Annotated in this window: 12 protein-coding genes, 2 tRNA genes, 2 rRNA genes and 1 pseudogene; 2 read left to right on the top strand and 15 right to left on the bottom strand. The window is 50.9% G+C overall.

Annotation, left to right across the window (positions count from 1 at the left end):
- Positions 1 to 77: 77 nt before the first annotated feature.
- The 5 genes from NEE14_RS14300 to miaB form a co-directional block, all read right to left on the bottom strand.
- Positions 78 to 2,960: ribosomal RNA gene (locus tag NEE14_RS14300) — 23S ribosomal RNA — on the bottom strand.
- A 162-nt stretch (positions 2,961 to 3,122) separates the two neighbouring features.
- A tRNA-Ala gene (locus NEE14_RS14295) sits at positions 3,123 to 3,196 on the bottom strand.
- A 100-nt stretch (positions 3,197 to 3,296) separates the two neighbouring features.
- Positions 3,297 to 3,370: transfer RNA gene (locus tag NEE14_RS14290), tRNA-Ile, on the bottom strand.
- Positions 3,371 to 3,511: 141 nt separating this feature from the next.
- A 16S ribosomal RNA gene (locus NEE14_RS14285) occupies positions 3,512 to 5,037 on the bottom strand.
- The 16S and 23S rRNA genes sit together here with 2 tRNA genes alongside, the layout of an rRNA operon.
- 1,014 nt (positions 5,038 to 6,051) lie before the next feature.
- The gene (miaB, locus tag NEE14_RS14280; protein WP_251968780.1) at positions 6,052 to 7,422 is read right to left on the bottom strand and encodes a tRNA (N6-isopentenyl adenosine(37)-C2)-methylthiotransferase MiaB; all 1,371 of its coding nucleotides are present in this window, start codon (positions 7,420 to 7,422) and stop codon (positions 6,052 to 6,054) included.
- A 274-nt stretch (positions 7,423 to 7,696) separates the two neighbouring features.
- Here miaB and NEE14_RS14275 point away from each other — a divergent pair, with 274 nt between their 5' ends.
- A complete protein-coding gene (locus NEE14_RS14275) occupies positions 7,697 to 8,149 on the top strand; it encodes a hypothetical protein (RefSeq protein WP_251968781.1) in 453 nt (150 codons plus the stop codon).
- Between the two features lie 73 nt (positions 8,150 to 8,222).
- Positions 8,223 to 9,719: an acetyl-CoA hydrolase/transferase family protein gene (locus tag NEE14_RS14270; RefSeq protein WP_251968782.1), complete on the top strand. Its 1,497-nt coding sequence runs from the start codon at positions 8,223 to 8,225 to the stop codon at positions 9,717 to 9,719.
- A 106-nt stretch (positions 9,720 to 9,825) separates the two neighbouring features.
- Here NEE14_RS14270 and NEE14_RS14265 read toward each other — a convergent pair.
- The 10 genes and pseudogenes from NEE14_RS14265 to NEE14_RS14220 all read right to left on the bottom strand — a co-directional run.
- Positions 9,826 to 10,368: pseudogene (locus tag NEE14_RS14265) on the bottom strand (transposase); the annotation flags it as partial.
- Positions 10,369 to 10,725: 357 nt separating this feature from the next.
- On the bottom strand, positions 10,726 to 17,247 hold the full coding sequence (locus NEE14_RS14260) for a hypothetical protein (RefSeq protein ID WP_251968593.1): 6,522 nt from the start codon (positions 17,245 to 17,247) through the stop codon (positions 10,726 to 10,728).
- An 18-nt stretch (positions 17,248 to 17,265) separates the two neighbouring features.
- Positions 17,266 to 17,442 carry an MFS transporter gene (locus NEE14_RS14255; RefSeq protein ID WP_251968592.1) on the bottom strand — a complete coding sequence of 59 codons (177 nt, stop codon included), beginning with the start codon at positions 17,440 to 17,442 and terminating at the stop codon, positions 17,266 to 17,268.
- Between the two features lie 2 nt (positions 17,443 to 17,444).
- Positions 17,445 to 17,873 carry a hypothetical protein gene (locus NEE14_RS14250; protein WP_008778315.1) on the bottom strand — a complete coding sequence of 143 codons (429 nt, stop codon included), beginning with the start codon at positions 17,871 to 17,873 and terminating at the stop codon, positions 17,445 to 17,447.
- A 1-nt stretch (position 17,874) separates the two neighbouring features.
- Positions 17,875 to 18,162, bottom strand: coding sequence for a hypothetical protein (locus NEE14_RS14245; protein WP_008674652.1), 288 nt, complete (start codon positions 18,160 to 18,162; stop codon positions 17,875 to 17,877).
- A 20-nt stretch (positions 18,163 to 18,182) separates the two neighbouring features.
- Positions 18,183 to 22,052, bottom strand: a complete 3,870-nt coding sequence (locus tag NEE14_RS14240) for a hypothetical protein (protein WP_251968591.1) — start codon at positions 22,050 to 22,052, stop codon at positions 18,183 to 18,185.
- Between the two features lie 21 nt (positions 22,053 to 22,073).
- Complete coding sequence (locus NEE14_RS14235; RefSeq protein WP_008778313.1) at positions 22,074 to 22,538, bottom strand: hypothetical protein; 465 nt, start codon at positions 22,536 to 22,538, stop codon at positions 22,074 to 22,076.
- 1 nt (position 22,539) lies between these two features.
- Positions 22,540 to 26,187, bottom strand: coding sequence for a viral A-type inclusion protein (locus NEE14_RS14230; protein ID WP_251968590.1), 3,648 nt, complete (start codon positions 26,185 to 26,187; stop codon positions 22,540 to 22,542).
- A complete protein-coding gene (locus NEE14_RS14225) occupies positions 26,184 to 26,390 on the bottom strand; it encodes a hypothetical protein (protein WP_008778311.1) in 207 nt (68 codons plus the stop codon). Before NEE14_RS14225 ends, NEE14_RS14230 begins: the two co-directional genes overlap by 4 nt.
- Before the next feature lie 38 nt (positions 26,391 to 26,428).
- Complete coding sequence (locus NEE14_RS14220; RefSeq protein ID WP_118027173.1) at positions 26,429 to 26,917, bottom strand: hypothetical protein; 489 nt, start codon at positions 26,915 to 26,917, stop codon at positions 26,429 to 26,431.
- Positions 26,918 to 26,919 lie beyond the last annotated feature (2 nt).

Here is a 26,919-nt window from a genome sequence, read left to right as displayed (position 1 = left end):
TCTTTTGAACCTGCCGTACATCCCGTAAAGTCTTCCGGAAGACCTTTTCTGCTTCGTAACTATCAATCCTTTTTCCGATAAGAAAGTTTCGGGCTATTAGTACTGCTCGGCTTCGCCATTACTGACCTTACACCTGCAGCCTATCAACGTCATCGTCTTTGACGACCCTCCTAAGGAAATCTTATCTTGAGGTTGGCTTCGTACTTAGATGCTTTCAGCACTTATCCTTTCCAGACTTAGATACCCGGCGGTGCACCTGGCGGTACAACCGGTAAACCAGAGGTCTGTCCAACACGGTCCTCTCGTACTAGTGTCAGATCCCCGCAAATTTCCTGCGCCCACGATAGATAGAGACCGAACTGTCTCACGACGTTCTGAACCCAGCTCGCGTGCCACTTTAATGGGCGAACAGCCCAACCCTTGGGACCTTCTCCAGCCCCAGGATGTGACGAGCCGACATCGAGGTGCCAAACCCCTCCGTCGATATGAGCTCTTGGGAGGGATCAGCCTGTTATCCCCGGAGTACCTTTTATCCTTTGAGCGATGGCCCTTCCATACGGAACCACCGGATCACTATGCTCTAGTTTCCTACCTGATCGACTTGTTTGTCTCCCAGTCAAGCACCCTTATGCCATTACACTCTGCGACCGGTTACCAATCGGTCTGAGGGTACCTTTAGAAGCCTCCGTTACGCTTTTGGAGGCGACCACCCCAGTCAAACTACCCACCATACAGTGTCCTCGCTTTCCGCAAGTTAGAACTCAAACAATCAAAGGGCCGTATTTCAACGGCGGCTCCACTAATACTGGCGTACCAGATTCATAGCCTCCGGCCTATCCTACACATCAATTGCCCAAATTCAATGTAAAGCTATAGTAAAGGTTCACGGGGTCTTTTCGTCCCATCGCGGGTAATCGGCATCTTCACCGATACTACAATTTCACCGAGCTCACGGTTGAGACAGTGCCCAGATCGTTACACCATTCGTGCAGGTCGGAACTTACCCGACAAGGAATTTCGCTACCTTAGGACCGTTATAGTTACGGCCGCCGTTTACTGGGGCTTCAATTCAAGCCTTCGCTTGCGCTGAGCTCTCCTCTTAACCTTCCAGCACCGGGCAGGTGTCAGGCTGTATACTTCATGTTAACTATTTCGCACAGCCATGTGTTTTTGTTAAACAGTCGCCTGGGCCTATTCTCTGCGGCCGATCTTCCGATCGGCGTCCTTTATCCCGAAGTTACAGGACCATTTTGCCTAGTTCCTTAACCGTGACTCACTCGAGCGCCTCAGTATTTTCAACCCAACTACGTGTGTCCGTTTGTGGTACGGGTACTTCAATGATTATGTTTAGCGGATTTTCTCGGGAGCCTGGTTACGTCCATGTTGGATTGCACCGGGGTGCGTTCCATACTGTCAGGTTCGGATCTCTCTGCGGATTTGCCTACAGAGATCTGCTCCTACACCCTTCAACCGGCTATTCCGTCAGCCGGCAGGACTGTCACTTCTCCGTCTCCACGTCACTCATTAAAGCAGTAACGGAATATTAACCGTTTCTTCCATCGGCCTCGCCGTTCGGCTTATCCTTAGGTCCCGACTTACCCTGATCCGATTAACGTTGATCAGGAAACCTTAGTCTTTCGGCGAGGAGGTTTCTCACCTCCTTTATCGTTACTTATACCTACATTTGCTTTTCCGGAAGCTCCAACGGAGGTCATCCTCCATCTTCGACGCCGCCGGAATGCTCCCCTACCAATCTTTAAAGATTCCACTGCTTCGGTAAATGCTTTATGCCCGATTATTATCCATGCCAAATTCCTCGACTAGTGAGCTGTTACGCACTCTTTAAATGAATGGCTGCTTCCAAGCCAACATCCTAGCTGTCTTTGCAATCTGACTTCGTTTTCTCAACTTAAGCATTATTTCGGGACCTTAGCAGGTGGTCTGGATTCTTCTCCTCTCGGACATGGACCTTAGCACCCATGCCCTCACTCCATGGAATCATATAATACGCATTCGGAGTTTGTCTGGACTTGATAGGCGGTGAAGCCCTCGCATCCAATCAGTCGCTCTACCTCATATTATACTTCGCACAGGCTGCACCTAAATGCATTTCGGGGAGTACGAGCTATCTCCAAGTTTGATTAGCCTTTCACCCCTACCCTCATCTCATTGGAACACTTTTCAACGTATAACCATTCGGACCTCCAGGTGGTGTTACCCAACCTTCATCCTGGACAAGGGTAGATCACTTGGTTTCGCGTCTACTCACAGTGACTTGACGCCCTTTTCAGACTCGCTTTCGCTTCGGATTCGTACCTGAAGTACTTAACCTTGCCACTGAAAGTAACTCGTAGGTTCATTATGCAAAAGGCACGCCGTCACAGCTTACGCTGCTCCGACCGCTTGTAGGCAGACGGGTTCAGGGTCTATTTCACTCCTCTGTTCGAGGTTCTTTTCACCTTTCCTTCACAGTACTGGTTCGCTATCGGTCTCTCGGGAGTATTTAGCCTTACGGGATGAGCCCCGCTGCTTCGCGCAGAATTCCTCGTGCTCCGCGTTACTCAGGATACCACTAGGCTTCGGCCTTGAGTCGTGTACCGGGCTGTCACCGTCTCTGGCCCATCTTTCCAGATGGTTCTACTTCAAGGCTGTCTTGCCACGTCGTGGTCCTACTACCCCGGCTTTGCCTAGACAAAACCGGTTTGGGCTTTTCCGCGTTCGCTCGCCACTACTTGCGGAATCACATTTTGTTTTCTTCTCCTACGGGTACTTAGATGTTTCAGTTCCCCGCGTTTGCCCCTTATTTCAAGGTGACAGGCCTTCAACCTGCCGGGTTGCCCCATTCGGATATCCCGGAATCAAGGATTATTTGCATCTCCCCCGGGCTTTTCGCAGCTTATCACGTCCTTCTTCGCCTCCGAGAGCCAAGGCATCCACCGTCTGCCCTTACTTACTTTCTTTATCTGGCACTTTACGCGCCGGATTGATATTTACTAAGCTTGCTCTTCTTTTTTACTTTACTGAATGTACAACATGTCAAAGATCTTTCTGAATTGAAAATTGAAAATGGAGAATTGAAAATTGTTTTTCTTTTTTCCCTTTCCAGCATCAATTCTACTCTGTGGAGAATAACGGATTCGAACCGTTGACCCTCTGCGTGCAAAGCAGATGCTCTAGCCAGCTGAGCTAATCCCCCATGTGAGTTTTTTAGTTTCTTAGTTTTTTAGTTTGTGAGTTTTTCTGTCTGTCGACAAACTTGAAAACTTACGAACTGAAGAACTTAAAGACTTACATCGTAGTCCCAGGCAGAGTTGAACTGCCGACCTCTACATTATCAGTGTAGCGCTCTAACCAACTGAGCTATAGGACTGTCAACTTTGCCGGTTTCCCAGCTTCATCTTTTCTCTCTTTTCATCTATCTTTTTTCATATCCAACCTGTAGTACAAGGTATTCTTCATTTATACCTTTACTTGATCCTTCGTTTTTTTCTTTCGGAATCTCTCGCTCCAGAAAGGAGGTGTTCCAGCCGCACCTTCCGGTACGGCTACCTTGTTACGACTTAGCCCCAGTCACCAGTTTTACCCTAGGCCGATCCTCGCGGTTACGGACTTCAGGTACTCCCGGCTCCCATGGCTTGACGGGCGGTGTGTACAAGGCCCGGGAACGTATTCACCGCGCCATGGCTGATGCGCGATTACTAGCGAATCCAGCTTCACGGAGTCGAGTTGCAGACTCCGATCCGAACTGAGACGTGGTTTGGAGATTAGCTCCTTGTCACCAAGTGGCTGCTCTTTGTCCACGCCATTGTAACACGTGTGTCGCCCCGGATGTAAGGGCCGTGCTGATTTGACGTCATCCCCGCCTTCCTCACAGCTTACGCTGGCAGTCCCGCTAGAGTCCTCAACTTTACTTGTTAGTAACTAACGGCAAGGGTTGCGCTCGTTATGGCACTTAAGCCGACACCTCACGGCACGAGCTGACGACAACCATGTAGCACCTCGCACATCGCTATTGCTAGAAAATCAGTTTCCTGATTCGTCGCTGTGCGTTCAAACCCGGGTAAGGTTCCTCGCGTATCATCGAATTAAACCACATGTTCCTCCGCTTGTGCGGGCCCCGTCAATTCCTTTGAGTTTCACCGTTGCCGGCGTACTCCCCAGGTGGATTACTTAACGCTTTCGCTGTAGAGCTTACACTATATCGCAAACTCCTAGTAATCATCGTTTACTGCGTGGACTACCAGGGTATCTAATCCTGTTTGATACCCACGCTTTCGTGCTTCAGTGTCAGTTATGGCTTGGCAAGCTGCCTTCGCAATCGGAGTTCTGCGTGATATCTATGCATTTCACCGCTACACCACGCATTCCGCCTACCTCAAACATACTCAAGTCTCCCAGTATCAATGGCAATTTTATGGTTAAGCCACAAACTTTCACCGCTGACTTAAGAAACCACCTACGCACCCTTTAAACCCAATAAATCCGGATAACGCTCGCATCCTCCGTATTACCGCGGCTGCTGGCACGGAGTTAGCCGATGCTTATTCATACGGTACATACAAAAAACCACTCGTGGCTCACTTTATTCCCGTATAAAAGAAGTTTACAAACCATAGATCCTTCATCCTTCACGCGACTTGGCTGGTTCAGCCTCTCGGCCATTGACCAATATTCCTCACTGCTGCCTCCCGTAGGAGTTTGGTCCGTGTCTCAGTACCAATGTGGGGGACCTTCCTCTCAGAACCCCTATCCATCGTCGGTTTGGTGGGCCGTTACCCCGCCAACTGCCTAATGGAACGCATGCCTATCTATCAGCGATGAATCTTTAACAAATATTCCCATGCGGGACCCCTGTTTTATGGAGCATTAATTCATCTTTCGATGAGCTATTCTCCTCTGATAGGTAAGTTGCATACGCGTTACTCACCCGTGCGCCGGTCGCCGGCGGAGTATTGCTACTCCCCGCTGCCCCTCGACTTGCATGTGTTAAGCCTGTCGCTAGCGTTCATCCTGAGCCAGGATCAAACTCTTCGTTGTTGAAATTGTTTTATGTCTTTGCTCAAGATTCCGTTTTTTTCTTCAGGTTCAAGTATTATTGACGGTATTCATTCTAAATACTTGTACTACTGTTGTATATGTAATTTTCTCAAAGAACTCTTCTCAATCGGTTTCTTGCGAAACGTGGTGCAAAGATAAGGATTTTTATTTTTATCTTCCAAATTTTTTTCGAAGTTTTTTTCGATTTATTTTTTTGGAAGACCTCCGGGCGGATTCGGATATCTGCTTGGATTCTTCCAACCTCATCCTCTTTCCTCTCCGGGTCCTTAGCCCCTCTCCATCATGTCGTCTCACGCATCTCTCTCGATTGCGGGTGCAAAAGTACTGCTTTATAACATATCCTCCAAATGTTTTTGCCACTTTTTTCCAATTATTTTTTGCCTTTCCTGATTGTCAGATATTTATAAATACACTTTTTCTTCTTTTATTTGGAATTACTTTCCTCCGTTCTTTTGGCTTGACCCAAAAGAACCAAAAAGTCAAGGCTACACTTGAGAAGGCTACAAATTCGCTTCACTCCGCTAAAATCCCGGATAACTCGCGCTTCGCGCTCAGACAGCCGGGATTTCTTTACGCTCCGCTCGCAATTTGCTTTACGCCTTCTTCGTTAGGCCGGTCCTTTCTCACTCTTGCTTTCCGTTCTTCCCTTTTATTTTTCTTCCTTTCCTCTTATTTTTTCTCTCTTTAATTCTCAATTTTCAATCCTCCATTTTCAATTGACCAAAAGCCGGCGTGTTTTTATCATTTCACGCCGGCTTTTCAACAAAAGACGCCGGCTTTTTTCTCTTTCCTGCCTACCTTTTTAAATGAAATAAACGGGAATCGATTTCGATCCTCGTTGGATCTGTTTTCAATTCCCGTTTATCTTGGTTGGTATTCTTCTATTATATACCCATTATTACCATAGGCGATTTTTCTTTATACCCTTCACACACCTACTCATTCAGCTCATAGTCAATCACTTTCTGTGAAGGGCGTGAAGACGAGAGCAATTTACTCAACAGGCTCACCAAAAAGGGTAGCCGACGATGCTCTAACAATCTTTACATGGATAAACTGTCCGACATGAAAATTCTTCTTATCAAAGATGACTACTTTATTCTGGCTGGTACGCCCATATAGCTGTTCACGCGACCGCTTAGAAAAGCCTTCGATCAAGACTTCAAATACTTTTCCTATGTCGCGCAAATTACTTTCTTCCGACAATTTATTTTGCAGATCAATCATCTCCTGCAACCGACGGACCTTCACCTCTTCCGGAACATCGTCTGTCAAATGCTTTGCAGCATAGGTTCCCGGCCGTTCTGAATACTTAAATAAATATGCACTATCATAGCCCACCTCACGCATCAGAGAAAGAGTCTCCTGGAAATCTTCCTCCGTCTCAGAATGGAAGCCACAGAATAAATCCGTTGATATGGCACATTCAGGCAATATTCTTCGGATAGCAGCAATTCGATCCAAATACCATTCGCGGGTATACTTACGATTCATGACTTTTAAGATCTTGGAACTGCCAGACTGCGCCGGTAAATGAATATACTGACATATATTAGGATACTTGGCAATCACATACAATGTCTCATCACTCATATCTTTTGGATGAGACGTTACAAAACGAATCCGCATCTGAGGTGCTTCCAAAGCAACCTTTTCCAATAATGACGAGAAATTCACACGCTCACCATCCTGCTCATATAAATAAGAGTTTACATTCTGCCCCAACAAAGTTACTTCTTTAAAGCCTTTATCACGCATGTCACGAATTTCATTCAAAATACTGTTGACTTCGCGACTACGTTCCCGACCACGAGTATAAGGAACAATACAATACGAACAGAAATTATTACATCCACGCATAATAGAGACGAAACCAGAAATATGAACTCCCGGCAATTTCAGAGGCATTACATCTTTATAAGTTTCCTGCATAGAAAGTTCTACATTCATTACCTTTTCCCCATTTTCAGCAGCCGCTATCAAATTAGGCAAATCCATATACGAATCCGGCCCTGCCACCAAATCAACATGATGGTTAGCTATCAGATCTTCTTTGACACGCTCGGCCATACAACCCAGCACGCCCACTAACAGATGCTTCTTTTTTCGCTTCAGAGACTGGAAATACTGCAAACGCCCCAATACTTTCTGTTCTGCATTGTCACGGACAGAACACGTATTGACAAAAATAGCATCAGCATCCTGAATGTCATCCGTCATTTCATAGCCAGCCATTTGCATAACCGATGCGACAACTTCACTATCAGCTACATTCATCTGGCAACCATACGTTTCGATAAATAGCTTCTTTTCATCCTTTTCAGCAGCAGATTTTAAGTCCGCGCCATTTTCTTTCTTTTCCATGTAAAAACAATTAATATTTAAAATATGTGAAATACGAAATTTTATTACAAATATATTTGCACGGTACAAAAACAAGCATTACATTTGCAATACGAAAAACGTAAATTTTTTCATAGTTAAGGTTTTGGTTTGAGTAAGGGTGGCTGTGAAGTTACCCTTATTCGTTTTATATAGGTTACTTTCACTTTATTACTCCAAAACAGAATATCATTCATAAATTCGCCTATTTAAAATTTTCTACGTATATTTGGGAGTGCAAATATAATCAAAAGTTATGGATAATTGGGGAGAAGTCATTTACATTGTCTTAATAACAGCCTTTGTAGCACAAGGCTTACTAACTGTTGTCAAAAAAAGTCTGACAAAGACAGATGATATTTTACCACCCAATCCACCACAAGACAAATCCCTGATGACAGATCCAGAGAATCCAAGCCCTCAGATGAATGAGACTACGTTCCCTCCAGAAAAATCTCTTTTGGAAACAATTTTCCATGAAAAAGAAAGAGAAGAGACTGTTATCAGACAGAATAAAAAGAAAAGAGGCAATAAAAGGCAACCTCATTTACAATCGGCCAATACAACAAAAACGGAACCAATGCCCCCAATAACGGATACGAGCATTGAACCAGAAACGCCGTTGGCAGACATTGCTCCCCTAAAAAATGCAGATGATTTAAAACGAGCTATTATATATGCTGAAATATTAAATAGGAAATACAGCTGATTATCGACGTCTGTTACCGTTATTTTTGTAAGTTTGCAAACAAATTTAGAATATTACCTAAAATATAAATATCATGGCTTTAAAATTTATCACAGCAGAAGAAGCTGCTGCCTATGTACACCACAACGACAACGTCGGATTCAGTGGTTTTACACCTGCGGGATGTCCGAAAGTAGTTCCGGGTGCTATCGCTAAAAAAGCAATCGAAGAACATGAAAAAGGGAATCCTTTCAAAATCGGTATGTTTACAGGTGCTTCTACCGGAGACAAACTGGATGGAGAACTGGCTCGTGCCAATGCCATCAAATTCCGTACACCGTATCAGTCGAATAAAGACTTGCGTGCTGCTTTGAATGCACACCAGGCAGAATATTTCGATATGCACTTGTCTGAATTGGCACAAGATTTACGTTATGGCTTCCTGGGTAAAATTGACGTTGCCATTGTAGAAGCTGCCGATGTAACTGAAGACGGTGAAATTGTTCCGACATGTGGTGTAGGTATTCTACCAACCATCTGCCGTATGGCTGACCGAATTATCGTTGAATTAAACGACAAACACCCGAAGGAAATTCGTGGTATGCACGATATTTATGAACCGGCTGATCCTCCTTATCGCCGTGAAATCCCAGTATTCACTCCATCTGACCGTATTGGTCTACCCTATGTAAAGGTAGATCCGGCTAAGATCGTCGGCATCGTTAAAACAAGCGAACCAAATGAAGGTAAACCTTTTGCTCCGCTGGATGATGTTACTTTGGCCATCGGTAAGAATGTTGCCGACTTCCTAGTAAGTGAAATCCGTGCCGGCCGTCTGCCTAAAGAATTTGTTCCGGTACAGAGTGGTGTAGGTAACGTAGCCAATGCGGTATTGGGTTGCATGGGTGAAAACGAAGAAATCCCAGCATTTAATGTATATACCGAAGTTATTCAGGATGCTGTAATCAAATTAATGAAAGAAGGACGTGTTAAATTTGCCAGCGGCTGTTCTTTGTCTGTCAGCAACGAAGTAATTCAAGATATCTATAGCCATCTTGACTTCTTCAAAGATAAGATTTTGTTACGTCCTCAAGAAATCTCTAACAATCCGGAAGTTGCCCGCCGCTTAGGTTTGATTGCCATGAATACCGCTTTGGAAGCTGATATCTTTGGTAATGTTAACTCTACTCACGTATTAGGCACGAAGATGATGAACGGTATTGGTGGTTCTGGAGACTTTACCCGTTCAGCCATGTTGTCAATCTTTACAACTCCATCTACAGCCAAAGGTGGAAAGATCAGTTCATTCGTTCCGATGGTTTCTCACCTGGATCACAGCGAGCACTCTGTTAAGATTATCATTACAGAATACGGTGTAGCTGACCTGCGTGGCAAGTCACCTATCCAACGCGCCCGTTGCATTATCGACAACTGCGTTCATCCGGATTATCGTCCGTTATTAAATGAATACCTGGCAATGGGTATCAAAGGACAGACCCCACAGAACTTGAAGTGCTGCTTTGCTTTCCATGAAGAGTTTGCCAAGAGCGGTGATATGCACAATGTAAAATGGGAAGAATATAATAAGTAAGCCATTGTATGAACTGAAACAATAGCTTATTGACCAAAAGAGGGTGTGTCGTAATACGCGATTCACCCTCTTTTCTTTATCAACGATAAGAGCGTAGTTAACTTTTTCAGGCAGCGATATTCTGAAGATAATCTCGATTATTTTGTTCCCAATAGCTTAAATGAGCGGTAATAAGGCCGTAAAGGTGTTTAATTGGCCAATTTATACCCTCTTTATTCATCTTGGTACACATCTTTTTTATATTGAAGGCGATGGCCAGGAAGGAAAAGTCCATGAGAACCTTGTCCTTTCCAAAATGACGGAAGCGCTTGTAGTTCATGTTGAATTTTATCTGTCCAAATACAGCTTCCGGTTCTATGCACCTTTGCCCTCTGTGTTTCAGCCCTTCTTCGGAACAGAGAAGTTCCCGGGCTTTCTGTTTGTATATCCAGAGTCGGTGATTCAGTTCTATCGTCCTGTTTCCTTTAGCTTTAAAACACAGACATCTTAACGGACATCCTTCGCATCTGACAGCCCTATACCTGGCATATTCGACTACATATCCGGATTCGGTTTTCGTATGCCTGGTGCCTGCCCTCTGCATCTTTTGTCCCATTGGACAGACACAGTAATCCTGTTCTTCATTGTAGAAAAAGTTTTCGGCTTTATATAATCCGCAAAACGAAATGTTTCGACTTTTGGGAACGAAACGTTCTTTTTCCCAAAACGAAACGTTCTTTTTTTCGCACCCCTACCCCCCTACCCTGCCCTTTTCCACTTAATTTCTCACTTCTAATTATTACTAAGAAATTTGGTAATCTCGCCAAAAATCGCTACATTTGTATAGTATAAATTGGTGTGTTGTGCACTCTCTCACACATACTAAAGCACTATCAAATTTCATTTTCTTAAAACATTTTCGACCGGCTTACGCCGGTATTTATAATAACACGAACGGTGTTCGGAAATCATCCGAACACCGTTCTTTCGTTTTAGTCGCTTCGCTCCACGCTTTGGCGCTTTGCGCTTACAACACTTCGCGAATCGCTTTATACGCTTCCACGCTTTCCGCCCGAACGAGTTTGCCGCAGAAGGCCAGACGCGAGCCGATATTCGCATACGTATACGAAGCATCGTAATGCGCATCCGCATTCGACACACCGCCATACGCGTACGCATAGACGTACCCGCGATAGACCACACGGATGGCTGCGGTACTTATCCAGTATTTATCGCAATAATATGTACTGGACGAGCCGTTAGCTGTTCCTACCGGTACGATATCCATGTATTTACCATGGGCAACACCTGTTATCCACTGGTCACTGGTCGTTTTACCCTTCACCCAACGCACCGTGCCGTCCGGCATCCAAATACGCCATTTACCTTGGTTGCCACTATCGTTGGGTAAATCAACACCGTCCATCATCTCGTACTTATGGCCGTAGATGTCCTCATAGCCCAGACAACTGATATTGTTTACCTGAGTCACGGTCGGAGAACCATACTCGTCCTGGCCACGATACCAAGCGTACTGGTGGATAGAACCGTCCACGATGGAATTCGTGATCTTGTCGTTTATTTTATACGCTTCGTCATAACCGATCGTATCCTGCATACCATAACCGGCTGTACCGCCCGTGATACGATTGTTCGTATGCTGACCGCCTCCGCACTGTTCCTGGCTGTCACGACGGCCATATCTTGCGTAAAACAAGTTCGCTATACGGGAGTGCATCAACGCGTCTATCTGTTGCATACCGCGCTGAACCGAGTAATAATGAAAGTCGATCCAGTTCATGCTGGCCGTCGTGGAATTACCCGTTATGCATGAACGCAATTTGCTACCTACCACGCTACTGCCTACTACCGCACAAAGATGTTCCTCGTTGGCCACCCAATCGGGCTCCATATCCTCGATCTTGTCGGAGTTGGAAAGTACGACCTTGTCGAACTCGGCCGTGTTCAAGATCGAGAAGTGCAAGGCCGTGGCGTCCTCCGGAACATCCGATATCAAGTACATGCCGGCCTCGAACTTCAGACCGATCGTAGGGACCACGATGGTTTTGACCACGTTTCCGGAGCCGTCAACAAATAGACTGCCGACCAAACCCGTACCGGGAACACTCGGAAAACGTACACGCTTATAGCCTTGTACATCCACCTTGCAGACTGAATAGGTCTTGTCCGTGCTATAAGAATCCTTCAACGTGGGTTTGCCACTCAAAAGTTTGCGCTCTGTAAGGAAACCGCCCTGCGTGTCTTTGATGTCGTCCAACGTCAGCACCGTCACATCCGGAACAGGAGGCATATCGTCAGGGCCGTTGGAACTGTAACAGCTGTAATATTTCTCGTTCAGGTAGTCATTGACACCTTTCGACCAAAAGAACGGTTCGTACATCATCCAGTCGCCCTCGCTGCTGTCAAGTTTGGCTGCGCTGCCATCGTAGTATTTATTACTGCTGGTATCATCCAACGGACAATAGGTCATCTCGCCGTCCGGATTGTTCACGTCAACCGTCTGGCCCGCCATCTCCACTTTACGGCTCGTGGGCTTTTTCGTCACCTTGGCAAGCACACGGTGGCGCTTCTTGAGGATCGCCGCCACGTGGGCATTCATGACGTAAGTATTGCCATACTTATAACCGGTCTCGTTGTCCGGGTTGGAAATGTTGGCATCGTCCGGAGCGCTTTCGTCCGACTCGATGATGCTGTAGGCCGGTTGTACGATCTCCAGTTCCGGATACCGCTCACGATACCGGTCGGCCTGTTCGTCATCCATGTACTTTGTCAGGCAGAGCCTGCCACGCAATCCGGAATGACGGTTGTCTATCGCTCCGGTGGAGGTATAGGTACCATAATCGTAGTATTTCCCGAGCAGCCTGCCGTCATCCTCCATATCGATGTCAAGGACAAAACGCTCCAGTTTACCGCTACCGTTCAACTTGGCCTGATGAAGACGTTCCAGCATGGCAAACCCGTCAATGCCCGGACAACCCATGAACCGGTAGCCTCGCACGTTACCGATGCCATCCAGTACCAATCCGCTCTCTGCCAACCTGGGAAGATATTCCAGAAACAGTTCCTCTATCGTTTCCGGCAAGCATAACTGCACAACAGGCGCACCGGTGGCAAGTTTCACGCGGGTAAGCCCCGTGCCTCTCACGTCCAGCTTCTTCAACCGTCCCTGCCAGCTCAAGTCCAAGGTCGTCACGTTGCCGTTATCGCCATTCCGTGCCAGCAGGTTGTTGCGCATATTAAGCTCTTCCAGAAGAAGCATGCCGTTCGTAGAGGCCATGAATGAACCGTTACGATAACCGCTGGCTTTCTCCACGCTCATGTCAAGTTTAACCAATGAGGTAAGCAAGCCGAAATTGAATCCGATGGCGAACGCGTCCTCATGCCACACCAGCTCCTTGATTTTGGCCGCGCCGATAATCTTCAGCGGGTCGTTCTCACCGAAGGCACGGGCCAGCTGCAGGGAGTGGAGCACGTCCGCATCCACCACGCCGCTGTCGGCCTGAACGCCGTTGCTGGTGGAAAGCTGCACACGGTACGGGATGGTCAGCCGGTACTGCATCGGCTTCAGTTTGTATGCCTTGTCCAGCGATGCCGTACTCTGGTAGAACTGGGCGCCCAGCGTAGAGACATAACCGTACTCCACCTGCTTCAGGTCATACCTGCGCTGGATGAAATAGTTACGGTGAGCTTTCAACGAACCCTTCAGACCGTAGATCTGCGGATACGTCTGTTTGGCACCGTCAGCCCCCACCGGCATCTCGTTCAGGAACGGATACACATACTTGAAGATGCCTGATTTGTTGTACAGCCGGCTGCACCACTTCTTCATCTGCTCGGTGTCGAAATGGTCAACGGCCTTCTGGATGCTGAAGGCACTCATGAAGCTGGTACCGCCGTTCACACCCCTGGTCATCACTTCTTCCAGCAGATTGCCCATATTGCCCAGTATCAGGTTCCACAGCCAGCTGTTGTGTCCCTGCATCACATAGGCCCCGTCTCGCTTCGTCTGCCGGTTGTCGTCATACTTCCCGGTCAGGAACGACTTGTTGTCCGAACCCAGCTGGCAGTCACCGTCGTAATAGGTTATCCACCACATCACGCCGTCCCATGTCCGCACCAGCATGTTTTTCGCCAGCTGGTCCACACCCAGGTTGAACTGTACATACAGGTAGTAGGCGGCCAGGTTGGGAAGGTTGAAATACTTCCCGGCTTCCGCCTTGAAGGTCGGGCTCGCCCATTTGGCCGTCGGGAACTTGTTGCCGTCATCCTCATAGTCCACCCCGTCAAAGGTGTGCGTCTCCTTGTTATAGGCCAGATTCTTGCCGGCAGGCGTTTCCCTCACGCATTTATAGAGGAAACTCATCATGCGGTCAAGCGCCTTGTACATCTTGTCGTACTTGTCACCGGTGCCCAGGTGTTCCTTGATGTTCGGTTCTTCTTCGGCATCGCCTCCGCCATCGTTCCAGAACACGTCTTTCGGATGGTTGAACTCGAAACCGCCGTCAAAGTTGAAATCCATGAAGTCCGTATGGTCGGGCTCCGTGGACGGCAGCCAGCGGAACAGGCACAGGTCGTTCGAGTTGTTCAACGTCTCGATGCAGATGGGCAGGTATTCCTTCGGCCGGTCGCCGTTCGCCTGCAGGTAGTTCAGCGTATCACCGGTCCCCCACTGTTCTTCGCCGATGGTCTTGTCCTGGCCGAATATCGGGTAGCTGTCGCTCTTCTCGTTGTTCATGTTGTACTGGCCGTAGTAGGTCAGATCCTCATCCACACTCTTTGCCACAAACAGGTCACAGGGCAAGCCGTCAATGGCCGAGCGTATGTCTTCCTTGCACGTATCCGCATGGTCGGCGGCATACTGCTGGGCAGGGGTCAGGATACCCATTTCCTTCATGCCGTCATGGATGAACTTCGCGCCACCGGTGTTGGTGGTCATGGAGGAGTCCGAAAAGTCACACTTCGCACAGGCGAGTTTTGCCCCCACCGAGTTGTCCCGCAGTCGGAACAGGTTCTTCTTACCCTCCGTAGCTGTCGGGTTGCTCTGCTGCCCGTTACCGTCTATCTCGCCGTAGCTCATCCGTGCCGTGTAACCGCTGGCTGTCTTCTGGAAGTAGAAGCGTAGGTTCTTGCGGGCATAGTTCACCGAACTGGTACCCTGGATACGCAGATAAATGTCACGGGCTATCCAGTCCAGCGCCCGGTTCTCACCGTTGTAGAATCTAACTTCCCGGCACAGCTTGTTGGCCTTCTTGTTGTTCAGCTGGGCCAGCGCATCCATCACGTTCAGCGTGTCGCTCTCGCTTGGCACCTCACTGCCCACGCTGCCCGTGCCTATCAGTACCAGGATCGAGTTCCGCCGCTTCTTCATCAGTCCCATCAGCTTCTCCATGCTCACCGTGTCCCCCTCGTTCAGCACGCGGTTGTCCTCATCCAGCGAGCGCACGCCCGGTTCCCCGTCGGCATCCTCCAGATGATTGCGGTCCACGATGTAGTTGTTAAGCACCTCGTCCGAGGTCAGCGCCTTGTTATAGATGCGCACGCTCTTCACGTTCAGGTCAGCCCCCTCCGATTTAAACTCCAGCTGGCTCCGGATGTCGAAGTTCACCTTGTCCAGCCACTTCGAGGCGGCCGACTCCTCCCCGTTCACATAGAAGCCGATCAGCGTCCGCTGCTCGTTGGTCTCCACGTCCGGGTAGAACACGTAAGTGATACGGATATTCTTACCGGGTTCAAACTTCGTACCCACCGAGTCCTCATAGCGCAGGACCTGACCGGCATCCATCGCCTCCGTCACCACGCCGGTAAGGAACTTCGCCTCCTCCGGGGTCACCACCAGCCCGTAACGGTTGCCGTTTTGCAGGGTGCCCAGACAGGTGATCAGCTCCGCGTCGGTGTCAGTCACGTTGGCCGTGCTGTATTCTATCTCCAACGTCATGCCCACGTCGCGGATGGCAAAACCCTCGGGCTTGTCCGCCTCATTGAACGGGCGGTACCCTCCGTCGGCGGTCAGGGTCATGCCCGCACCGCCGGCCAGCAGCAGGCGGTCCTTGTGCCAGCCGCTTCCTGCGCCGTATTCGTTCACGCTCCACAGCACATCACGGAATTCCATCCGTTTGTCCCCGCTCACCCAGCTTTCCGGGTTGTTTTCCGTGTTGCTTCGCCCGAAGGCATCGAACGTGCACACGGCATCCGGTGCCAGCGTGGCTTCAATGTCGGGGTGCGATGTGGTGTTCACCTGCACCTCAAGCACGGCATCACCGCACGACACACGGTAATCCAGCGGTTCCACGTTCACGTTCGTCCGCCCGTAGCTGCCGGTCTCACCGCGCTGCAGCAGGTCTTCCTTCACCACACTGCCCCGGCTGGTCACTTTCACACGGGCCGTGTACGCATCCCTGTCATAGCCGGCATACGTGAAGTTCCACGCCGTGAACTGCTCTGCCTCCAGTACGGGGTGCTTCCAGTCACGCTGGAACCCCGCTGCCCGGTGGTTGAACATCATGCCGGCATAGGCCGTCACACCTTCCCCGGCTTTCAGCAGGGTCAGGTAGTGTATCTCGCTCACCACGCCGGAGTTCTCGTGCAGCGCATAGGCTTCCACCACGTTCATGCCCTCCCGCATTTCACTCAGCGCAACGGTGACGTTCTTCTGCTGGACACCGGAACCGGCTGACAGGCCAAGCGTATAGGGCTGCCCGCCGTTGATACGGTAGTAGATGTTCTTCTCGCCACTCGTTCCCTTAGCTGTAAATGGGATGTTCACGTCGTTCCGGTATCCCCCATCAGCCAGTCCGTTCCCAACCGAATAAGTGGTACTTAGTTCCATAGCCACCATCGTCACCCTGGCGGTAGCGGTTTTCATCAGCGTACCGCCATCATAACCGGCCTGCGCCTCCACCTGCACGGTGTAGGTCGTGGCATCCTTCAGGTAAGGCGACGCGTCAAAAGTATAGCTCTGACCGGCCGTAACGCCGACAAACTCCGCATCCTGGAATTCCGAAAGGACCGTGGAGCCACGTTTTACGACCACCTTGGCCTTCAGGTCGCTGTAGCCACTCACCTCGCCGCCACCGGCCGTGCCCACGCCAACGGCATATCTCACCACGAAACCGGTACCCAACGACAAATACTGGGAAGCGGGCAAGGAGGAACCCGAAGCATCGGTCAGGTCTATATTCACCACCACCTTGTCATCGTCGCTATACTTGGAAAAGCGCACCTCCCTGTCGCTTTCTCCCCCTTCGCTATCCTTCTGCGTGACTGTCATCACGTACTGAGTGCCGTCCTCGCTGTCCGTCACGTCGATATTCGTCACGGTACCCACCAGCGAGGCGAACACCGCGCCGCTCGTGGGGGCTTTCGTCTCACCGGCGGCCAGCTCCTCCGTAGGGGTGGCCTTGTCATCAATACTTTTGATATAGTTCTCCACCAACCGGCCGCTCACCGGAAGATTACCCGTGGATTCGTCACCGGACCAATCGGTCTTCTGCATATCCAGACCGTCCTCGTCATACACTTTTTTCGCCATATCGTTATTCTTTAAAAGTTATTTCATCAGTTTCCAGCCATCCGTTCGGCTCCAGGGTTTGTCACCGCGCCAAAAGCCCGCGCCGAAACAGCTCCGGATGGCTTGCCAAACCAGCCTGGCCCCTATATAGACCGTCGCCACCACCCGTTCGCCTACACGGATGGCCGTCACTTCTTTGTTTCCAACACTTATCATACCTATTCCTCCTCGTAAATCAGGTAAATGGTCTTGCCGTCCTTTTCCGGGAGACTTTCAAACTCCTCCTCACTCATCTCCTTATGTTTGTAGCCTTGGGCTATCGCATCCTCGGCCTTCTTCGCGGCCGCCTCCGCCTTTGCCGCCGATTCACCCGCCGTTTGAATGGCCTTTTTTGTCTCCTGGGTGGCCGCTTCCATTTCGGGAGCCAATCCCTCCACCCTTTCAGCGGCCTTGATCGCCCGGGCCGCCGCGTCATCGGCTGGCTTGCTCAATAAGGTGATCGGGACGTTCACCAGTTTGTCACCTTTCTGTCCCGGCAGGGATTTGACCCCGCTCAGCGAGCCGACCGTCTCAAGGGATTCGACACTCTTCGATTCCGCCTTGACCGCCTCCAAAACCTGGGCGATATCCGATTCTGTCAGTGCCATATCAAACCCCTCCCTCTATCAGTTCATAAACCTGGCCGTAACCGCCGGCCGTCAGGCTCTCGCCGCATACCTCCTTGATAAGCGTACCCTCCTCGGTGGTGATCTCCAGGATTCCACCGCCCTGGATGATACGCTGGCACAGGACGTAAGCCTTGAACTTCTCATCACGGCCTACCGGTTTGTCTTTTCCGTAATTGAACAGGGCCTCCGCCACGGCGGTGGCGATGTTGTCGCCGCCAAGCTCGTTCCCGTCAAAGCCCCTGAATCTCCTGTTTAAGTCAACTTTCATATCTCTTTGGTTTTAAATGTTTATTCCCCTGTATAGCCGACAATGATGCCGCCCCTCACGATAAGTCTTATTTTGTCAAGGTCGGGATTCTGGGCGGCACCATCCCCCCAGTTCACACCCTCGTTATACACGTATGTACCGTCGGAATTGCGACTCTTGATGTACCGGAACCCTTTCGATGCGCAAACATCACTTGTCAATCCGTTACCGGTATCCCTTACATCTACCGGACCCACAAAGAACCCGGCATAGGTCATACCGCTGGCCGGATAGGTTAAGGAGCCTATCGATGCGTATATAGCGGCCCCACCGGATGTCGCCCCGACTGATTTTACGCCAAACCGACCACTGGTAGCGCCATTGAAGGCCACGTCCACGATCCCCTCCGTCGAGGAACTCGAGACTCCCAGTTTCAAACTCCGGGAATCGTTTCCGAAATAATCGCGGCTCTTCCAATACAGACGGCCGGAATCGATGGTAAAGCCGCCGATCTTACCGCCGCTCGCCTTGACAGTACCGCTGATGTTCGCGTTCCGGGTCTCGATACTCCCGTCCGTGAGGACCTTGAAATAGCCGTTAGCCGTAACAAGCCCCTCCAGTTTGATTTGGTCGGCTTTAATGGTAACACCGGAAACAAGATTGCCGAACTCGTCACGCTTGACATAGACATTCAGTTCCGCCTTCTTTACAAGCCCGTTGCTTGTAACGCCCTCAGCGAACAGCTTGGAAAAATTGGCGGTAGTCACCAACCCGGATTTATTCCGCAATTCCCCGTTCTCATCGAAATGGACAGAAATCAGCCTGTTATATTTGGCCGTCGTGATAATGGAGGATGCCTCCAGCACATTGCCGTCCTTATCGAAATTCGCCGCCGCGATTCGGATCATCTTCTCCGACTGGTCGAAGAACGTGGCATACTTGTACGCCAGGGCATCCGTCCGGTCTGTCGAGAACACCAACAAGGACACTTGGATAACACCCGTGAACGACAGCTTGAAGTCACCGGTCCCGTTCCACAGCCCGGAATGGTTGAATACCTTCTCCCCACCGACCGGCAAATCACCGTCGTAAGCGAACATGTTGAAATTCTCGTATCCGTTCTTGTTGGAATTGACAAACTCGATACGCAGGTGTCCGGCCTCGATCACCTTGTAATGGAAGGACAGGTAGACATAGCCCGGAATGCGAAGCCCGTCCCCGTTCAACTCCTTGAAATCGGGAATCGTGCGGAAATCCCCGTTCTTCTGCATGATATAACTGTTCGTTATCCTGACGTAAGGAACCTTGCCGGTCTTTACGACCTCCACGTTGCCGTTCTCGCTCGATGCTAACAGTTTGTTACCGGCAAGAATCCACTTGCCGCCGAAAGTCAGGAACGCGGCCTTGTACCCACTTATCCATTTACTCATCCCCTCGGTAAACGTGGTGTTATCGAAAAAGCTCTGCTCCTCCCTCACCTCGTCACGCAGACCCTCCACGGCTGATTGTATCTTACCCTCCGTAATTTCAAATTTCGTCAGGATATCCTCGCCGGTCATGAGGACGAACGTACCTTTCAAATATACGTTGTCGCCATAGAGACCGTTCCCGTGTGGTTGGCTATTCGCCGGGAAAGCACTGTCCTTGATACCGTCAAGATTACCCACCCGGCAGCGCAAACAGCCGTTGAAGTTTTTCGCCATCACGCCATCCAGTATGTCAACACGTGGCTGGCCGTCCTCGGTAGCTGCTATGCTGATCAGGTTCTGCCGGAGCGGGTTTTCCGTGTTACCCATAAGTACACACTCATCGCCCGCCTTCGGTTCCGTCCCACCAAACTCCCTCTGGGGTACCGTTATCCCTTCCGCATCGCCTTCCGACACTTCCACCCAGTAACCCCGAATCTCCGCCCCCGTAAAAACGGCACAGCGCATCAGGTCGTGCGCCACGAACGTGTTCTCTTGCTCAAAGGAGATGCGGTAATTGTTGCCCTCCTTGGCCACGGTCTTGATCTTACCGTTGGCGGCGGAGACAACCAGCTGCCCCCTTACGCTGCGTACCGTTTCTATGAGCAGCTCCAGAGCCACCAACGTCTGCCGGATGGTCGCCTTGTCTATCGTGAGATTACTCAGCCCCGTTATTTTATCTATCCATATCTGCCAGCCCTCACCGAACATACCGTCCACGAAACGGGTGCTCCGGAGCAGTTCCCGGATGACCGCCGTCAGAAACTCGGCGTTCCCGTCACCGTCAACATTGCCTCCGGATTCCCCGGCTTTGTAATCCCCAAAATAAGCCCCTTTCAAAAAACCGATCACCTCGGCCGCGGTATCCCGATGGCGTTTGCTCAGGAACTCCCTTTGGCTTCTTTTCGCAGAGAAAAGGTTGTTGTCCGTGGGCAGAGTGTTGTCGAAGCTCCGGATGATGTCCGGGAGCCCGGAACTTTCGGCCTTGGCTTTCGTATAGCTTTTTAGTTCCCCTATGCTGTCGTTTACCCTGTCGAATTTCGATACCTGCAGGGCGTCGCTGATCTCCAGGTCCATCTCCCCGGGAAGGTTCACCTTACGCGTGATCTTCGTAATGCGGCTCCTGCGGTAACCGTCTTTCGGGAAATACTCCGAGCTCTCCATTTTTACGCGCCGGCCGACAAACAGCTCGGCCTCCTGCTGCTCGATCCACACATGGTCGGTCGGAGCTTTGTAAGCGGCGATATCCAGCCAGTGGTCCTTGTTATAGTCATCGACGGCTTTCTGGAACTCCTCCTCTGCCAGCCGGTAATACTTATCCGGCATCCGGATGTTCCAAAGGACATAGGTGTCCCCGGCCTTCGGAACGAGCTTGCCGCCCGGAAGCTGCGTGTCGTCGCCGTAAGGCCAGATCGTGATGATCTCAAACTCACGGGTGGCGCTATCGAAGTTTACCTCGAAATAATGATCGTCCCCCTCTCCCAGCCCGGAAAGGTCACCGCTCTGGAAGGAGACGCGTTTCGTCTCACCGGCCAGTTCATAATCGTTAGGATCGAAATCCATCCCGCCATCCTTGAAGTAATAGACGGTAAAGGTCTTACCCTCCTCATTCGTCACCTCCTCACTGCGGACACTGCTTACCGTTCCCACCCGCCGAGGATAGATACCGCTGAAGGCGGCCTGCTCGTAGTGGTCATAGATACCGTACTCGTCCACGCCCACCTCCACGTACTTCTTTTTTCCGGGGAGCATCAGACGGGGGCTGCCGTACTTCTCGGCATCGATGTTCCGGCTGCTCCCGATCGGAAAAAGGCGCGTGTAAAACTTCGCCGTATTACTCGTATCCCGCTCCAGGGAGGTCAGCCCCTTGCCGTATCCCAACGTGATCTCCTCGCCGTGTTCGCAACGGCACACGTTCACCGTCTGGCCCTCGACCCACCATTCGGCCTTGCCTCCCACCTTGCCGGCGATCTCCTTCAAAGCCTGGTCGCAGTACATACCTTCATAGTCGATCACGATAAGATCGGTACCGTCCACCTGCCCGACTTTCCAGTCGGTAATGTTACCCATGCCGTCGTTGATGGCCTTCACTACCATCGCCACATGATCCCGCGGCGTGGCCGTCAATGTAAACAGGGGATTGGTGTCGCCGTCCGTTGTTTCCAGCACAAGAAAACGCCTGATCAGGCTCTCGATACCGTACAGCTTCAGGTTATACTCCCACTCACTCCCGCTTTTCTCTTTCGGGGTGTACCGCTCCGTCAGCCAGTACCGCTCGCCCATGTAGTCCGTGAAGTCGCCTACATCAAGGGGGATATGGGCATAATGCGTGAAGGAGAGCGCCAGCACGTTGTCGCCCTGCACCTCCTTGCTCTGCGTCGAACTGTCACTTGCAGCCACGTCCGCACGCTTGGCCCCGGCTTTATCGTATATCGTTAGAAGCATATTCGAATCGTCTTTGAATGGTTATATAATCGGTACCGGCTCGCGGAACTTCACCTTGAATTTCCCGGCGTGGACCCCTTCCTTCCACAAATAGGTCAGTGGGGTGAACTTCGGACTGTCCGTGTATTTCACGTGTAGGGTCAGATCAAGCTGGGGAAACGCAATGTCGAGCCACCCGTCCTTCCCTTTCTTCAGAAAATTGATGAACGCGAAGTATTTCCGCAGCCATCCCTCCTTTGTCTTGTTATACAGGGCAAAGTGCAGCGTCACGTCACGCGCCTCGTTCCTCGGGGTAAGGACCGCGCTGTATTTCTCCCCGTCCTCCTCCCGTATGTCCACGGCCGTCTCCTTCTTCGTCTTGCTCGGGGTCAGGATCGCCGAGAGGTTATCCATGCCACCGCGCCGGTCCTCCACCAGGAACACGCCGTATTCCGTCCAGATGTCCGTGCCGTTCACCAGCACCAGCCCGCCCAATATATCTGCCATGTCATTTCACTTTTAGTCCGTCACGTATCATTTTCTTTATCTCATCCTTTATCTCGCCCAGGTGGCCGGCGCTCACACCGGTGTTCTCGGCTATCCGGGCCAGGTGGCCCTCGGCCGTGTCCATCTTCTCCGACACGCTCTCCAGCCGGTCGTCCATGCTCGACCAATGTTGCAAACCGCCGGTAAACATCCCCTCCAGCTTCGTGCCCTGGTCATACGTCATGGCCGTGTAGCCGCCCGCTTTCGCGCTTTGACTGGTGCCGCCGGCTTCGGTCTTGTCGTAGCCCGTGGCCGCCGCCAGGTTGTCACGCAGGGCAAGGGCTTCATCCATATACTGCATGTACTCTTCCATCAGTGCGTTCCGTTCCGCCTCGGTCAGTTCGTTGTCCTCCATGGCCTTGCCGAACTTCTCCCACCAGCCTTTCAATTTCTCGCTATACAGCTCGCCTATCTTGTTACTCAGCATGGCTTTCATAAAGTACTCGGATATATCCTCCGCCGCATCCTTGGCACCGTACTTCATGTTCATCAGGTTGTCGATGAAGCTGCTGTACATACCATCGAATGAAATGCCCGTCAGCCCTTCATACAGCTGGTCGGTCAGTTCCTCCAGCTTGCCGGCCTGGTCTATGTAGTCATCCAGCTTCTCGGTCAGTCGCCCGCCATAGCCGCCCTTACCGGTATTCTGTATCTGCGTCCACATGTCCACATTGCTGCGCAGCGCCTTCATCTCCTCCGGGCTCAGGCTCCACAGGTTCCCGTCCCACTGGCGGCCAATCTGTCCGCTCAGTTTGTCTATCTGTGCCTGGCTGAAACCACCCCAGTAGTAGTTCCACGAATGGTGGCTTTTGCTGTAGCGTGCCTGTTCCTGCGCTATCTGCAGATAGTTTGCATTCGTCTCTTTCTGGTATTTGTAAGCATCCCGGTAAGCTTCCACCGATTTAGTCCCCTTGCTTGCCTTGATGGTATCGGTCAGGTCCTCAATGGAGGTCTGCAGTTTCTCGTTCCGGTCTGTAAGGCGGTCTATAGCCGCCTGCACTTCCCTGGCGTTTCCGTCGATGCCGAACAGTTTGTTGAAACCTCCGAAAGACACCGTGTTCAGCAATCCCCCGATACCTTTCACAAGGGAACCGCCTATCTGTTTGAACAGGTCTCCGCTGAGGATATTGTCGAGTATTCCGGTTGTCGCATTGAAAATGGTGTCTATCAATGATGAGATAATCGGGCCAATACCGTCTTTCAGCAAATCCAGTATGGAGAGAATGGCCGATATGATCTGCCCGATGACTCCGGCACTTGACAGGGTCTCGGACATCCGGCTGATGGCATCACCGACCTTGCCTCCGATATTCAGTTTTGACAGACCGGTAAGCATATTCTGGATTCCTTCAAATGATCCCTGCAAGGTTCCGCTTGCAAAGCCGTGCAATCCGTTGGATACCATGTTCAACCCGTCAACCGTGTCCCGGGAGGCACTTTTCACCTCCCCGGCAAGCACCTTCATTTCAGAGGTGGCGTTCAGGTATTCTTCGTCAGCTGAAGCACTGGACGATTGGGCCGTTTGAAGAGCGATTTTGGTACGTTCTATTTCTGCCTGGTTACCGCTTTCAAGAGCCTTGTTGTAATCGGTCTGCGCCGCTTTTAACCGGGCGAATGCCGCTTCCTGCTGCAGTTCCGCATTTTGCACACGTGTTACGGCATCCCCCAAAGCGTGCATCTGCGTTTGTAACCGGGCAAAATCCAATGTGCCGTTACCACCGGGAAGCATGCTTTGAATACGTTCAATGGCATCGTAGACGACCTGCTGGTCTGCGGCTCCCGTTTTTTTGAACTCATCCGTCTTGACATACTGTTTAAGCTCGCCAAGCAGGTTCTTCATCTGGTCTGCAAGCAGGCCTGTCAAATCCCCGAATGCTGCTCCCCAGTCTATCTTTTGGGTCAGAGCTTCCATATCCACTTTATGCACAGCCGCATCACGCTGTTTCTCCAAAGTCAGCCTTTCACCCTGGGACTGTGCCTTGCGGATTTTCTCGGCATATTCTTCAGCGATGGCCAGTTTCTGTTGCTGGAAGGTCCCGTATTCCTTCAGATAGTCACGCATGGCTTCCGCCTCTTCCCTGTACACGTCCGCCTCCGCTTTTTTCCGGGACGCGGTGTTTGAGGCACGGGCTTTTTCAAGTTCATCCTGTTGCTCCCGGGTAAGTCCGTTATCTCCGGTGGAAAGACCGGCTTCCTTGTTCTCACGCTTCCAGTCGGCTTCCTGCCGGTTTATCTCTTCTTTCCGGGCGTTATAGTCATATTCGATTTGTGCCAGTTTCTTTTCGGTACCGGCTTGCATACGGTCTATCTCTTCCTTCCGGTTCTCGGCCTGCAGGGCGGCAAGATCCTGCGCCAGCCTGCGCTCTGTGGCAAGCCGTTGCTTGGCTTCCGCTTCCGGATTCTTCCCGGACTGTTCGGGGTCGGTATGTCCGCCGATATTTCCTTTTTTGGCTGCTTCTGCCGCTTTCTTTACCTCTTCCTCCGCTTTTTTCAGATAACCGTCGCGTTTGTTTTCGGCATTTTTCAACAGTATGTCATAAGCTTCCTGATCATGTTTCTTAATGGCAGCCTGTGCGTCATAGAACTGCCCGGATTCTGCCATGCTTGACTGCATGATATATTGTCCCCATTTCCCGAAAAAACCCATGGCGCTTTCCGCCTCTTCCGGTTTCTGCGCCTTGATTTTATTCACCTCTTCATCGGCTTCTGCAGCTTTTTTTACAAGGTTCTGGACATTGGCCTGGTGCAGCAGAACCTGTACATAGTCCTCGCTCTTTTGGATAAGGGTATCATACCATTCGGAAAGTGTTTTATAATACCCGAAAGATTCCCCGTACTTGCGGTTCAGTTCTTCTACCTTCGCCTTTTCCTGTTCCTTGCTGCCGGTGAAGTTCTTTATTTCATCGATGACCGATTTCAGTTCGAAGCGGGTACGCACCATCTGGGCACGGCCGTCCTTCTCTATCTCGGTCATTTCCTTGAGTGATATGTTGAATTCATCCACGCCTTTTTTGGCACTGAACAGGTTTTTCGTCCAATCCCAGATTTCATCACCGTACATTACCAGCAGCATGATGCCGGTGGTCATGGCCGTCTGCCAGGAAAAGAGCGAGGACAGGACCTGTTTCCATACCGGTGTGCCTTTCTTGCCTGACTTCTGCAGCTCATCATATTCCTTACGGGCACGGGCCAGTTCGTCCGTAAAAATCGGCAGGTTGTTGGATATGGCCAGAAAGAACATCTGCGGTCCCATGGCCAAAGAAGGCATTTCACGTGCCATCTGCTGGATGCTGTTGTGAAGCCCGTTGAACTGGCGCTGTGCATTGGGCATGTCTGCAGGGGTGACCTGCACGGATTCCGATTCCTCCTGCAGCAGTTTCAGTTTGCCGCGCAATTCCTCAAGCTGCTTCTCCAGTGCATGGATCTGCGCGATATTGGCACTCTGGTCCAGATTGGGGGCAGCCGTCTCCCCGGCAAGGCGCAGCCTTTCCAGTTCAGCCTCCAGCAGCCTGACGGTATTACGCAGTTCCAGCGCCTCACGCTCGGCCTTGTTCATGCCGGGCGTGAGTTTGTCCTTCATCAAAAATTCAACTTCTACAGGTTTGCTCATTCCAGTTTGCTTTGAAAAAATCCTACTATATCGTTCGCTTCATCCTCGGCGCTGTGTTCCGGTCTGGGAGCACCGTTTCCGCCGCCTTGCTTTTTCCGCACATACCGCGGTGCGTCGTTCAGCATCATGATCAGCGTCTGGTAATTCACACCGTCCAGAATGTAGTCCACACTCCAGCCCGTTGCACTCGCTATCTGCCACACGAAGCCGAAAGGGCTATGGGAACCCTCATACCGGGTTCTTAACTCCCCTTCCTTGCCTGGCTCAGTCTCGGAGTCATCGGGTTCGCCCGCGCTGTCGAGCTGATAATACGCATAAAATCCTTCGTGCCCATCAGACGCTCGAATGTCCGGAACATAGCCGTCAGATAGCGCCACTCCACAAAGTTCCGCAGCACCCATGCCGTCACCCCGATACCCACGTGCCGCGACACGTAGCCCCGACATACCGTATAGGCCAGCAGACGGCTCACGGCCTTGCCATGCTCCGCCACAAAGGCCAGTTCCTCGGCCTTGTCCTTCGGTTGCCAGTCGGGTTTGATACCCATCTTCAGATATTCCCTGGCCAACAATATCTGACCCCGCAGTCTCGGACGCTTCATCGTCACACGTACCTCCACCGGGCGTTTCAGCCACGGAAACTTCCACCTTTTAAGAGGAACGGACACGCCACTGTCAAGCAGCGCGTCCGCACACTCCATCTCTATCAGTTGTTCCAGCCGGTCAGCCATAC

The organism is Parabacteroides sp. AD58, from assembly GCF_023744375.2.
Taxonomy (GTDB): Bacteria; Bacteroidota; Bacteroidia; order Bacteroidales; family Tannerellaceae; genus Parabacteroides; species Parabacteroides absconsus.
The sequence above is the reverse complement of the archived record's forward strand: the minus strand, read 5'-3'. Positions and strand labels throughout refer to the sequence as shown.